The organism is Phycicoccus sp. 3266, assembly GCF_031456495.1.
Lineage (GTDB): Bacteria > Actinomycetota > Actinomycetes > Actinomycetales > Dermatophilaceae > Pedococcus.
Map to the genome: position 1 here is coordinate 574,223 of NZ_JAVDUW010000003.1, position 12,757 is coordinate 586,979.

Below are 12,757 nucleotides of genomic sequence, written 5' to 3' on the forward strand. Positions count from 1 at the left end.
CGGGCTGGGACACCAGACCTCAGCGACGGGCGAGGACGGACCGGTAGACGTCGAGGGTCTGCTCGCCGATCGACGCCCACGAGAACGCCTCGACCGCGCGCTGGCGGCCGGCCAGCCCCATCCGACGGGCGCGGTCGCGGTCGCTCACCGCCTCGGTCAGGGCGGCCGCGAGGTCGGCGACGAACCGGTCGGCGTCGAGCGGGATGCCGCTGCCGTCCTGCCGTTGCTCGATCGGCACCAGCCAGCCGGTCTCGCCGTCGACGACGACCTCGGGGATGCCCCCGGTGGCGGTCGCGACGACGGGCGCCTCGCAGGCCATGGCCTCGAGGTTGACGATGCCGAGCGGCTCGTAGATCGACGGGCAGGCGAAGACGGTCGCCGAGGACAGCAGGGCGACGACCTCGGCGCGCGGCAGCATCTCGGGGATCCACACCACCCCGGTCCGGCTCGTCCGCAGCTCCTCCATCAGGCCCTCGACCTCGGCCTTGATCTCGGGGGTGTCCGGCGACCCTGCGCACAGCACCAGCTGCACCTCCGGCGGGAGCTGCGCCGCCGCCCGCAGCAGGTACGGCAACCCCTTCTGCCGGGTGATCCGCCCGACGAACACCACCGACGGACGGTCGGGGTCCACGCCGTGCCGACGCACCGTGTCGAGGTCCTCGTGGCGCTGCCACAGCTCGGAGTCGATGCCGTTGTGCACCACCGCGACCCGGTCCGGGCCGACCTGCGGGTAGGAGCGCAGGACGTCCTGCCGCATCCCCTCGCTGACGGCGATCACCGCGTCCGCCGCCTCGTATGCCGTGCGCTCCACGAACGAGGACAGCCGGTACCCGCCGCCGAGCTGCTCCGCCTTCCACGGGCGCATCGGTTCCAGCGAGTGGGCGGTGACGACGTGCGGCATGCCACCGAGCAGCGAGGCGACGTGGCCGCCGAAATTGGCGTACCAGGTGTGCGAGTGGACGACGTCCGCGCCGACGCAGTCACCAGCCATCGACAGGTCGACGCCCATGGTCCGCACCGCGGCGTTCGCGCCCGCGAGGTCCGGCAGGTCGGCATACCCCGTCGTGCCCTCCTCGGCCACGGGCTCGCCGAACGCGCGCACCCTCGTGTCGATGTCGCCGCGGGCGCGCAGCGCGCGCACCAGCTCGGCGACGTGGACCCCCGCGCCGCCGTAGATGTTGGGCGGGTACTCCTTGCTGAGGATGTCCACTCTCACGCCCGTGAGACTAGTGGTGGGATGGGGTCGCCGCGAGGGCTCGGATTCCCTAGGGTCAGCGGTATGCCGTACCGCCGCGGAGCCCCGAGAGTCCTGGCCATCGTCCTTGCGGGAGGGGAAGGCAAACGGCTCATGCCGCTCACCGCCGACCGCGCCAAGCCGGCCGTGCCGTTCGGCGGCATCTACCGGCTCATCGACTTCGCCCTCTCCAACGTGGTGAACTCCGGCTACCTCAAGGTCGTCGTGCTGACCCAGTACAAGTCGCACAGCCTCGACCGGCACGTCACCAAGACGTGGCGCATGTCGAACATGCTCGGCAACTACGTCACCCCCGTGCCTGCGCAGCAGCGCATCGACAAGAACTGGTACCTCGGCTCGGCTAACGCGATCTTCCAGAGCCTCAACCTGATCCACGACGAGCAGCCCGACATCGTCGTCGTGGTGGGCGCGGACCACGTCTACCGCATGGACTTCTCCCAGATGGTCAAGCAGCACATCGAGACCGGTGCAGGCGTCACCGTCGCGGCGATCCGCCAGCCCATCTCCCTGGCCGACCAGTTCGGGGTCATCGAGGTCGACGACGAGGACCGTCGCAAGATCGGCGCCTTCCGCGAGAAGCCCAAGGACGCCAAGGGGTTGCCCGACTCCCCCGACGAGGTGCTGGCCTCGATGGGCAACTACGTCTTCGACGCCGACGTCCTCGTCGAGGCGGTGACGCAGGACAACGACCGCGAGGGCAGCAAGCACGACATGGGCGGCGACATCGTGCCGGCCTTCGTCGCCGAGGGGCGCGGTTACGTCTACGACTTCAAGGACAACGTGATCCCGGGCGCGACCGAGCGCGACCAGGCGTACTGGCGCGACGTCGGGACGATGGACTCGTACTGGGAGGCCCACATGGACCTCGTGTCCATCCACCCGGTCTTCAACCTCTACAACTACGACTGGCCGATCTACACCGACTACGGCCCGTACCCGCCGGCGAAGCTGGTCCACGGCGCGGCGGGCAAGTTCGGCGAGGCGCACAACTCCGCGGTCTCCCCCGGCGTCGTGATCTCCGGCGCGACAGTCACGAACTCGGTGCTGTCGCCGCGCTGCCACATCCACAGTGGCACGACGATCGACGACAGCGTCCTGCTCGACGGCGTCGAGGTCGGCCGGGGCTGCGTCATCAAGCGCGCCATCATCGACAAGGGCGTCGTCGTCCCACCGGACACCACCATCGGCGTGGACCGGGAGAAGGACCTGGCGCGCGGCTTCATGGTCACCGAGTCCGGGCTCACCGTCGTCGCGAAGCAGCAGGAGGTCCCCGCGTGAGCGAGCGTCCGATCCGGATCGCCGTCCAGCTCCAGCCCCAGCACGCCGAGTACGCCGCGATCCGCCGTGCCGCGGCGGAGGCGGAGGAGATCGGTGTCGACGTCGTCTTCAACTGGGACCACTTCTACCCGCTCTACGGCCAGGCCGACGGCGCGCACTTCGAGTGCTGGACGATGCTCGGTGCCTGGGCCGAGGCGACCGAGCGCGTCGAGATCGGCGCCCTCGTCACCTGCAACAGCTACCGGAACCCGCAGCTGCTCGCCGACATGGCCCGCACGGTCGACCACATCAGCGACGGCCGCCTCATCCTCGGCATCGGCTCGGGCTGGTTCGAGCGGGACTACGACGAGTACGGCTTCGAGTTCGGGACCGCGGGCGGCCGGCTCGACCGGCTGGCCCACGACCTGCCGCTCATCGAGCAGCGGTGGGCCCAGCTCAACCCCCCGCCCACCCGGCCCATCCCCGTCCTGATCGGCGGTGGGGGCGAGCGCAAGACCCTGAAGATCGTCGCCCGGCACGCGAACATCTGGCACGGGTTCGGCGGCGCGGACACCATCGCGCACAAGCACGCCGTCCTCGACCAGTGGTGCGAGAAGATCGGCCGCGACCCCGACGAGATCGAGCGCTCCGCGGGCGTCTCCCCCAAGCCCGGTCGCCACCCCGAGGACGTCAAGGACTACGCCGCCGGCGCGGAGGCGCTGTATGCCGTGGGCACGCGCCTGTTCACCGTCGGCATCGGGGGCCCGCACTACGACCTCGGGCCGCTGCGAGACCTGGTCGCATGGCGAGACTCGCGCCAGGGGTCCTGACCCGCGTCGATATCGTGACGGCGTGACCGAGCCGAACCCCGAGCAGGCGCCCGGGGGCGTCCCGACCACCGGCACGACGGGCGTCCCCGGCCCCACGGCCGCCCATGGCACCAGCGCGGCCGCCGGCACCGCCGAGGACGTCGCGACCCTGCTCGTCACGATCAGCGGCGACGACCGCCCGGGCGTGACCAGCGCGTTCTTCGACGCCATCGCCGACGTCGGGGCGGAGGTGCGCGACCTCGAGCAGGTGGTGGTCCGCGGCCACCTCACCCTGGCCATGCTGCTCGCTCCTGGTGCCGGGGAGGACCGGCTGCGCGAGGTGCTCACCGCCGTCGGCCGCGACCTGGGCCTCAAGGTCAAGCTGCGCAGCGGCACCGGTGACAGCCTGCGCCAGCGCAAGGGCCGGGTCGCCGTGGTGGTGCTCGGGTCCCCGCTGCGGGCCAGCGCGGTGGCCTCGGTGACGGCCCGGATCGCCTCGCACGGTGCCAACATCGACCGCATCCGCCGCCTGGCGCGCTACCCGGTCACGACCGTCGAGTTCGACGTCTCGGGCGCCGACGTGGAGCGGCTGCGCCGCGAGCTCGCCCTCGAGTCCAGCATCCACGGCATCGACATCTCCGTCGCACCCGGCGGCCTGGCCCGGCGCGGGCGGCGCCTCGTCGTCATGGACGTGGACTCCACCCTCATCCAGGACGAGGTCATCGAGCTGCTGGCCCGGCACGCGGGCAAGGAGCGCGAGGTCGCCGAGGTCACCGAGGCGGCCATGCGCGGGGAGCTCGACTTCGCCGAGAGCCTGCGCCAGCGGGTGGCGGTCCTCGAGGGCCTGCCGGTGTCGGTGCTGGACGACGTGCGCGCCGCCGTGCGGTTCACGCCGGGCGCCCGGACCCTCGTGCGCACCCTGAAGCGTCTGGGCTTCACCGTGGCGGTCGTCTCCGGTGGCTTCCTCGAGGTCGTCGAGGACCTGGCTCGCGAGCTCGACATCGACCACGCCCACGCCAACCGCCTCGAGGTGCGCGACAGCCTGCTCACCGGCCGCGTGCTCGGCGAGATCGTCGACCGGCAGGGCAAGGCCCGTGCGCTGCGCCGGTTCGCCGAGGAGGCAGGGCTGCCGCTGTCGCGGACCGTGGCCATCGGTGACGGGGCCAACGACCTGGACATGCTCGAGACCGCCGGCCTCGGGGTCGCGTTCAACGCCAAGCCGGTGGTGCGCGAGCAGGCGGACACCTCGGTGACCGTCCCCTACCTCGACGCGGTCCTCTACCTGCTCGGCATCACCCGCGAGGAGATCGAGGAGGCGGACGCTGCGGACGGCACGCCGACACCGGCTCCGCCGATCCCGCAGCCCGGCTCCTAGGCTGGCGTAATGGCATCCCCGACGAAGCGCGGCCGACCCACCCTGTTCGTCATCGGGGGCGCTGAGGACCGCGTCGGCAAGGCGACCGTGCTGCGGCGCTTCGTCCGCCTCGCGGGCGGACGGCGCGCCCGCATCGTGCTCATCCCGACGGCGTCCTCGTTCCCCGACGAGGTGACCGCCTCGTACACCGACGTCTTCACCCGTCTCGGTGCCCCGGCTCCCTCGGTCGTCGACCCCCAGGACCGGACGGCGGCCCACGACGAGGAGCTCGTCGCCCTCGTGGACGGGGCCACCGGCGTGTTCATGAGCGGCGGCAGCCAGCTCAAGCTGAGCCAGCGCTTCCCCGGCACCCCGCTCGGCGAGGCGATCCACCGGGCACACGCCCGGGGCGCGGTCGTCGGCGGCACCTCGGCCGGCGCGTCGATCATGAGCCAGTTCATGATCTCGATGGGCGACGAGGGCATCACCCCTCGCCAGCGGCACAGCCAGCTCAGCGCCGGACTCGGCCTCGTCGAGGGCGTGATCATCGACCAGCACTTCGCCCAGCGGTCGCGCTACGGGCGGCTCATGTCGATGGTGGCGGCCTCCCCCAGCCTGCTCGGGATCGGCATCGACGAGGACACCGCCGTCGAGCTCGTCGACGGCCGCACCTTCACGGTGCACGGCTCGGGTGCGGTGTTCGTGCTCGACTGCCGCACCGCCCAGTCCGACGCCCCCGACGCCCGCCGGGGCGCCCCGCTCATGGTCTCCGGAGCGGTGGTGCACTCGCTGCCCGCAGGCGCTACGTTCGACCTCGCCGAGGTGCGGCTCGTCGAGTTCGTCGAGAAGCACCCGGACGCCGCGGTCGCCCTGGCGACGGCCAAGGCCTGACCGCCACCGGAGCGCGTGCCGACGACGTCACTGCCCCCGTCCGTCCTGCTGACCAGCGAGGAGTGCCCATGGCAGACCGTCCCACCCCGACCGGACCCGCCGCCCCGGACCTGCGGATCGTCGAGTCGCGGGTCTACCGCGGTGGGAACGTGTGGTCGTACAACCCGGCGATCCACCTCGTCGTCGACCTCGGCGTCCTCGAGGGGTACCCCAGCGACACGATCGAGGGCTTCACCGACCGGCTGGTCGAGCTGCTCCCCGGCCTGGAGAACCACACGTGCTCCCGAGGGGTGAAGGGCGGGTTCATCGAGCGGCTGCGTGAGGGCACCTGGCTCGGGCACGTCGCCGAGCACGTCGCCCTGCAGCTGCAGCAGGAGGCCGGCCACGACCTGCGACGCGGCAAGACGCGCGCGGTCAAGGGCCAGCCCGGCCGCTACAACGTCATCTACGACTACAACGACGAGACGGTGGGCCTGGCCGCGGGCACCCTGGCGGTGCGGCTGGTGAACCACCTCGTGCGCGCCGAGGAGGGCTTCGACTTCGCCGAGGCGCTCGACGTGTTCCTCCGCCAGGCCCAACGTGCAGCGTTCGGGCCCTCGACGCAGGCGATCCTCGAGGAGGCCATCTCCCGGGACATCCCGTACATCCGCCTCAACAGCGCCTCCCTCGTCCAGCTCGGCCAGGGGGTCCACGCACAGCGGATCCGGGCGACGATGACCTCCAAGACCGGTGCGCTGGCCGTCGACATCGCCTCCGACAAGGACATGACGACGCGGCTGCTCGGGTCCGCGGGGCTGCCGGTCCCGAAGCAGGAGACGGTGCGGTCGGCCGATGGGGCGGCCGCCGCCGCTCGGCGTATCGGCTTCCCCGTCGTGGTCAAGCCGCTCGACGGCAACCACGGCCGCGGTGTCGTCCTCGACCTGCAGTCCGAGGACGAGGTCCGGGACGCATTCGTCGTCGCCGAGGGCGAGTCGCGGCGCGGCTACGTCATCGTCGAGTCGTTCATCACCGGCCGCGACTACCGCTGCCTCATCGTCGGCGGGAAGATGCAGGCCATCGCGGAGCGCGTGCCGGCCCACGTGGTCGGCGACGGGTTGCACACCGTCACCGAGCTCGTCGACCTCACCAACGCCGACCCCCGTCGCGGCGTGGGCCACGAGAAGGTGCTCACCCGGATCAAGGTCGACGACGCAGCCGTGGCGCTCGTCCGCGACCAGGGCTGGGAGATGGACCAGGTGCCGCCGGAGGGGCAGATGGTCAAGCTCGCGCTCACCGGCAACATGTCGACCGGAGGCATCTCCGTCGACCGCACCTTCGAGGCCCACCCGGACAACGTCGAGATCGCCGAGGAGGCGGCCCGGATGATCGGGCTCGACGTCGCCGGCATCGACTTCATCTGCCCCGACATCGCCTCACCCGTGCGCGAGACCGGCGGTGCCATCTGCGAGGTCAACGCGGCGCCCGGGTTCCGGATGCACACCCACCCGACCGTGGGCGAGCCGCAGTACATCGCGCGACCCGTCGTCGACCTGCTCTTCCCGCCCGGCTCCCCGTCCCGCGTGCCGATCGTGGCGGTCACCGGCACCAACGGCAAGACGACCACGTCGCGCATGATCGCCCACATCTTCAAGGGGATCGGGCGCAAGGTCGGCATGACCTCGACCGACGGCATCGTCATCGACGAGCGGCTCGTCTACAAGGCCGATGCCTCCGGCCCGCGGTCCGCGCGGATGGTCCTGCAGAACCCGCGCGTCGACTTCGCCGTCATGGAGGTCGCCCGCGGCGGCATCCTGCGCGAGGGGCTCGGCTACGACCGCAACGACGTCGCCGTCGTCACCAACATCGCGCCGGACCACCTCGGCATGAAGGGCATCGACACCCTCGAGCAGCTCGCCGACGTCAAGGCGGTCATCGTCGAGGCCGTGCCACGGGACGGCTTCGCGGTCCTCAACGCCGACGACGACCTCGTGCGCAAGATGCGCCGGCGCTGCTCCGGCAGCGTCGTGTGGTTCTCGCTCCAGCCGCCGGGCACCAAGGTGCGCGAGTACATCGACGACCACTGCCGCCGTGGGGGCAGGGCCGTGGTGCTCGAGCCGACCGACCGCGGCGACATGATCACCATCAAGCACGGGCGCCGCTCGATGCAGCTCGCCTGGACGCACCTGCTGCCGGCGACCTTCGGCGGCACCGCGAAGTTCAACGTCGCCAACGCCATGGCGGCAGCGGGTGCCGCCTTCGCCGCCGGGGCCGGGCTGCACGAGATCCGCCAGGGCCTGCGCACCTTCACGACGAGCTACTACCTCTCCCCGGGCCGGATGAACCTCGTCAACGTGCACAACGTCGACGTGTTCGTCGACTACTGCCACAACGCCCCCGGCATGCGGGTGCTCGGCGAGTTCGTCGACCGGTATGCCGAGCAGAAGTCCGGTCAGGCGGACCTGGGCAAGGTCTCGCGGATCGGCATGGTGTCGACCGCCGGCGACCGCCGCGACGACGACATGCGCGAGCTGGGCGCCATCGCGGCACGCCACTTCGACGTCGTCGTCGTCCGCGAGGACAAGCGCCTGCGGGGCCGGCCGCTCGGCGAGACGGCCGAGCTCATCGCCGACGGCGTGCGCGCCGAGATGGGCAAGGAGGGTGTGCGCTGTCGCCAGGTCGAGGTCGTGCTGGCGGAGGTCGACGCCGTGCGGCACTGCATGGCCCGCGCCAACCCCGGCGACGTCGTCGTGCTCTGCGTGGACCAGCACGCCGAGGTGCTGGCCGAGCTCGAGACGATGACGCAGTCGGCCCAGGCGGGCGCGCACAACCGCGACGGCGTGAGCGACCCCGACCTCGACCCGGTCGAGCTCCAGAGCGAGGCGGAGGTGGCCGGCAACGAGGCCGCCGCCGAGGGAGCGGAGGGCGAGCCGGTCACCGCCTGAGGGCTGCGGTGGGGTGCCTCAGCGCCCGCGCAGCTCCGCGGCATACCGCGACAGCGCGCCCCGGTAGCCCTGGGTGTCGTCGTCCCCGGCGTGGTGCAGCAGGACCTCGAGGAGGTCCGCCACGGCCTCGCCGGGGCGGCCGCAGTCGAAGGCCGCCAGGGCCCGGAACGCCGCCACCGCAGCGGAACCCGGACGCTCCGACTCGAGCTCGGTGAGCAGGTCGTAGGCCGCCTCGGCCTGACCGGTGTTGCGCAGGCTGGAGGCCAGCTGGATCCGGGCCCGGTGCCGGTGCGGCTCCCGCAGGCCTCCCGAGAGGGCGGCGCGGTACGCCACGACTGCCTCGGACTCGCGGTCGGCCGCATCGAGGGCTGAGGCGTACTCGTAGACCAGCCGCGGGTCCTCCGGGCGACGGTCGCGCAGGGACCGGGCGGCCTCGACGCGAGCAGTGTCGTCCTCCAGCGCCCACAGGGCGGTGATCTCGGCCTCCTGCTCGTGCTCACCCCGGGCTGCCACGACCTTGCGCCGCACGTCCGCGGCCGTGTCGGAAGTGGCGCCCTGCTCCCCCAGCCACGCCGCGACCTGCGCCCGCTCCGAGTGGCACATCAGGGCCACGACGTCGCCGTCGGCGGCCCCCGGCACCAGCGCCTGCAGGCCGCCGAGCTCGGTGTCGTAGGACTCGATGTCGGCCACGCCGGCCCGGGCCAGCCCGGCGCGCAGGTGGCTCTCGAGCTCCTCCATGGTGCGCCCGCGCAGGTAGTGCGCCTTGTGCGCCGCGACGACCCGGTCGGCCCGCAGCCCGGCGATCTCGCCCATGGCCTCGAGCAGCTCGTCGGTGCGGTCGCCGGCCAGGCCGAGGCCGAGGTGCACCTGGCCGCCGGGCACGGTCAGGCCGTGCGCCACGTCGAGCAGCGCCTCGAGGCCGGCCTCGTTGTGCGCGAGGTCGACGATCACGGTGATCTCGGCGCCGTCGGGGCGCCGCAGCGTGTACGTGTTCATGCGCCCGGGGTTGAGCCGGTCGTCGGGCGCGAACGTCCGAAGCCCCTCGACGACGGCATCGCGCGGTATGCCGAGCCCGAGGGCCGCCGCCGTACCCGCCAGGACGTTCGCGATGTTGTGCTGCGACAGGCCCGACAGCGTGGCGGGCACGTCGAGCACGCTGACGAGGCGGTCGGGGTCGCGGCCGGCCTCGAGCACGGTCACGTCACCGTCGAGGACGGTGACGGCGCGACCACCGAGGTCCAGCGCCTGGCGGATCGCCGGCGCGTCGGACCGCAGGGTGAAGACCCACGGCTTGGCGCGGGTGCCGGTCCGCATCGCCCAGACCCGGGGGTCCTCGCCGTTGAGCACGGCCCAGCCGCCGGGGCGCGTGGCCTTGGTGACGATGGCCTTCACCTCGGCGAGCTGGTCGACGGTGTCGATGCCCTGCATGCCGAGGTGGTCGGCCGACACGTTCGTCACGACGCTGACGTCGTTGTGGCTGACGCCCATGCCCTTGAGCAGCATGCCCCCACGTGCCGTCTCGAGGATCCCGAGCTGGACGCCGGGCGCACTGAGGACCGCTCGCGCCCCGGCCGGCCCTGAGTAGTCGCCGGCCTCGACGAGCTCGCCCTGCACGACGATGCCGTCCGTCGAGGACCAGCCGGTCCGCAGGCCCGCGGTCATGCCGATGTGCCCGAGCAGCCGCGTCGTGGTCGTCTTCCCGTTGGTGCCGGTCACGGACGCGACGGGGATGGTGGGCCGGACGATGGCGGGACGGTCGCCGGGTGCGGCCGCGGCCACCACGGCAGCCTGCTCGGCGACCGCGTCCCGGCCCTCGAGCCAGGCCTGCAGGACCGGGCCGGTCGCCTCGCCCAGCGCCCTCGCCCGGCCCCGGCGGCGCCAGACGAACGCGACGACGACCTGCGCGGGGCTGGAGCCGGCCCGCACCCGCACGCCGAGGCGCGTGGTCCCGCTGGCCGCCGCGGTCGCGCGGACGGCGCGCTCCACGAGGCGCATGACGAACCGCTGGCGCGCCTGGGTGCCGGCCGCACCCGGCCGGGCACCCGGCATACCGACGCGCTCGGCCAGGCGACCGAGGTCGGGCTCGGCCGCCGCCAGGAAGCCCGGGAGGTCGAGGGTGACCTTGACCGCCGGCTTGGCGAAGTAGAGGTTCGGCCCCTCGAGGACGCGGACCTCGTCGACCGTGACGGTCTCGGCCACGCCGGATGCGGACGTCATGGCGTCAGACGCTACTGCCCGTCCGGGGGACGCGCGCCGCGGCTACTGGCCCATGGCGTGCACGCCGCCGTCGACGTGCACGATCTCGCCGGTCGTGGCCGGGAACCAGTCGGACAGAAGGGCCGCGCACGCCTTGGCAGCCGGCACCGGGTCGTTGACGTCCCAGCCCAGCGGCGCCCGCTGGCCCCACGTGTCCTCGAAGGCGACGAAGCCCGGGATCGACTTGGCCGCGGTGGTGCGGATCGGCCCGGCGGAGACCAGGTTGCTGCGGATGCCCTTGGGGCCGAGGTCGCGGGCGAGGTAGCGGTTGGTGGACTCGAACGCCGCCTTGGCCACGCCCATCCAGTCGTACACGGGCCAGGCGAACTTGGCGTCGAAGGTGAGCCCGACGATGGCCCCGCCCTCGCGCATCAGCGGCAGCGCCGCGACGGCCAGCGACTTCAGCGAGTAGGCCGAGGCGTGCATGGCCGTCGACACGTCCTCGAACGTGCCCTCCATGAAGTTGAACGCCCCCTGCGGCGCGAACCCGATCGAGTGCAGCACGCCGTCGAGGGAGTCCACGTGCTCGCCGAGCCGCTCGGCCAGGCTGTCGAGGTCGTCCTGGTTGGTGACGTCGAGCTCGATGACCGGCGGGGTCGTCGGCAGCCGCTTGGCGATGGTCTGGGTGATCTTGAAGGTGCGCCCGAACGACGTCAGGACCACCTCGGCCCCCTGCTCCTGCGCCAGCTTGGCGACGTGGAACGCGATCGAGGAGTCCATGAGGACGCCGGTGACCAGCAGCTTCTTGCCCTCGAGCAACATGGGGGTTCTCCTTCGTGGAGTGGGGGTCCTGCAGGGGGTCGGACAGGTCGGGTCGGGTCAGTGGCCCATGCCGAGGCCGCCGTCGACCGGGATGACGGCGCCGGTGATGTATGCCGCGTCGTCGCCGGCGAGGAAGCGCACCGCGGCGGCGACCTCGTCCGCCTGGCCGAACCGGCCGGCCGGGATGCTGGCGAGGTAGGCCTTCTGCCGGTCCTCGGGCAGGGCCGCGGTCATGTCGGTCTCGATGAAGCCGGGGGCGACGACGTTGGCGGTGATGCCGCGGCCGCCGAGCTCGCGCGAGATGGAGCGGGCGAGGCCGACGAGGCCGGACTTGCTGGCGGCGTAGTTGGCCTGGCCGGGCGACCCGTAGAGGCCCACGACGCTGGAGATGAAGACGATGCGGCCGCGGCGGGCGCGGATCATGCCCTTGACCGCGCGACGGGCGCACCGGAAGGCGCCGGCGAGGTTGGTGTCGACGACGGAGTCGAACTCCTCGTCGCTCATCCGCATCAGGAGGGTGTCGCGGGTGATGCCCGCGTTGGCGACGAGCACCTCGACGGGGCCGCCGAGCAGCTCCTCGGCCTCGGTGAAGGCGGCGTCGACGCTGGCGGTGTCGGTGACCTCGCAGCGGACCGCCCGCAGGCCCTCGGGGGCCTCCCCGGAGCGGTTCGTCACGACGACGTTCTCACCGGCCGCGTCGAGCGCTCGGGCGATCGCGAGCCCGATGCCGCGGTTGCCCCCGGTGACGAGGATGTTGCGCCCAGCCATCGATCTCCTCCGTGCCTCGCGGCGGTCGGTCGGTCGTGCGACGGGCCCCGTCCGGGGCCCGCTGCGACCCTACCGACTACCCATCGGTAGGCCGCATCCGGAACGTCCGGGGGCAGATCGGTGGTGTCGTCCGTCCCGGCTTATCGTTGAAGGGTGCCCCGTCCACACCGCCACCACCACGACGAGCCCGTCGTCCAGTCGGTGACCTCCGCCCCCGAGTCGCTGGCCGAGGAGCAGGCCCACCGGATCAAGCGGTACCTGCTGACCATGGCCGTGCGCACCGTGTGCTTCGTGGGTGCCGCGGTCACGGCCACCAAGGGCGCGTCCCCGTGGGTGTGGGGCACCCTGTCGATCGCGGCGATCCTGCTGCCGTACGTCGCGGTCGTCATGGCGAACGCCGTGCGCCCCCGGGCCCCGGGCGGCACCAGCCCGGTCCTGCCCCGCGGCGACGGCCCCCCGCAGATCGGGCCACGGTGACGGCCGC

10 protein-coding genes are annotated in these 12,757 nt (G+C 72.5%); 6 read left to right on the forward strand and 4 right to left on the reverse strand.

Going from position 1 to position 12,757, the window contains the following annotated elements; translation table 11 throughout:
- Positions 1-19: 19 nt before the first annotated feature.
- Positions 20-1,216: a glycogen synthase gene (glgA, locus tag J2X64_RS17175; protein ID WP_310157092.1), complete on the reverse strand. Its 1,197-nt coding sequence runs from the start codon at positions 1,214-1,216 to the stop codon at positions 20-22.
- 63 nt (positions 1,217-1,279) lie between these two features.
- On the opposite strand from glgA, the gene glgC reads away from it, so the two are divergent.
- From glgC to cphA, 5 genes are all read left to right on the forward strand, one after another.
- Complete coding sequence (gene glgC, locus J2X64_RS17180; RefSeq protein ID WP_310157094.1) at positions 1,280-2,533, forward strand: glucose-1-phosphate adenylyltransferase; 1,254 nt, start codon at positions 1,280-1,282, stop codon at positions 2,531-2,533.
- Complete coding sequence (locus J2X64_RS17185) at positions 2,530-3,342, forward strand: LLM class F420-dependent oxidoreductase (protein ID WP_310157096.1); 813 nt, start codon at positions 2,530-2,532, stop codon at positions 3,340-3,342. Before glgC ends, J2X64_RS17185 begins: the two co-directional genes overlap by 4 nt.
- Before the next feature lie 22 nt (positions 3,343-3,364).
- A complete protein-coding gene (gene serB, locus J2X64_RS17190) occupies positions 3,365-4,696 on the forward strand; it encodes a phosphoserine phosphatase SerB (protein ID WP_397444076.1) in 1,332 nt (443 codons plus the stop codon).
- Positions 4,697-4,705: 9 nt separating this feature from the next.
- Positions 4,706-5,566 (forward strand): cyanophycinase, encoded by an 861-nt coding sequence (locus J2X64_RS17195; protein WP_310157099.1) that lies wholly within the window; start codon positions 4,706-4,708, stop codon positions 5,564-5,566.
- 68 nt (positions 5,567-5,634) lie between these two features.
- Positions 5,635-8,487 (forward strand): cyanophycin synthetase, encoded by a 2,853-nt coding sequence (gene cphA / locus J2X64_RS17200; RefSeq protein WP_310157102.1) that lies wholly within the window; start codon positions 5,635-5,637, stop codon positions 8,485-8,487.
- Between the two features lie 18 nt (positions 8,488-8,505).
- Here the strand turns inward: cphA and J2X64_RS17205 are convergent, their stop codons facing one another.
- Genes J2X64_RS17205 through fabG form a run of 3 tightly spaced genes read right to left on the reverse strand, consistent with a single transcriptional unit; the run spans position 8,506 to position 12,273 of the window.
- The gene (locus J2X64_RS17205) at positions 8,506-10,704 is read right to left on the reverse strand and encodes a tetratricopeptide repeat protein (RefSeq protein WP_310157103.1); all 2,199 of its coding nucleotides are present in this window, start codon (positions 10,702-10,704) and stop codon (positions 8,506-8,508) included.
- A gap of 42 nt (positions 10,705-10,746) precedes the next feature.
- Positions 10,747-11,505, reverse strand: coding sequence for an enoyl-ACP reductase FabI (fabI, locus tag J2X64_RS17210; RefSeq protein WP_310157104.1), 759 nt, complete (start codon positions 11,503-11,505; stop codon positions 10,747-10,749).
- A 57-nt stretch (positions 11,506-11,562) separates the two neighbouring features.
- Positions 11,563-12,273, reverse strand: coding sequence for a 3-oxoacyl-ACP reductase FabG (fabG, locus tag J2X64_RS17215; protein ID WP_310157106.1), 711 nt, complete (start codon positions 12,271-12,273; stop codon positions 11,563-11,565).
- A 153-nt stretch (positions 12,274-12,426) separates the two neighbouring features.
- Between fabG and J2X64_RS17220 the strand changes: the two genes are divergently transcribed.
- Positions 12,427-12,750 carry a DUF3099 domain-containing protein gene (locus J2X64_RS17220; protein ID WP_310157109.1) on the forward strand — a complete coding sequence of 108 codons (324 nt, stop codon included), beginning with the start codon at positions 12,427-12,429 and terminating at the stop codon, positions 12,748-12,750.
- Positions 12,751-12,757: the final 7 nt, after the last annotated feature.

Bases quoted from the DNA above. Each gene is read 5' to 3' on its own strand.
- glgC (WP_310157094.1), top strand. From the start codon at position 1,280: ATGCCGTACCGCCGCGGAGCCCCGAGAGTCCTGGCCATCGTCCTTGCG.
- J2X64_RS17195 (WP_310157099.1), top strand. From the start codon at position 4,706: ATGGCATCCCCGACGAAGCGCGGCCGACCCACCCTGTTCGTCATCGGG.
- cphA (WP_310157102.1), top strand. From the start codon at position 5,635: ATGGCAGACCGTCCCACCCCGACCGGACCCGCCGCCCCGGACCTGCGG.
- J2X64_RS17205 (WP_310157103.1), bottom strand. From the start codon at position 10,704: ATGACGTCCGCATCCGGCGTGGCCGAGACCGTCACGGTCGACGAGGTC.
- fabI (WP_310157104.1), bottom strand. From the start codon at position 11,505: ATGTTGCTCGAGGGCAAGAAGCTGCTGGTCACCGGCGTCCTCATGGAC.
- fabG (WP_310157106.1), bottom strand. From the start codon at position 12,273: ATGGCTGGGCGCAACATCCTCGTCACCGGGGGCAACCGCGGCATCGGG.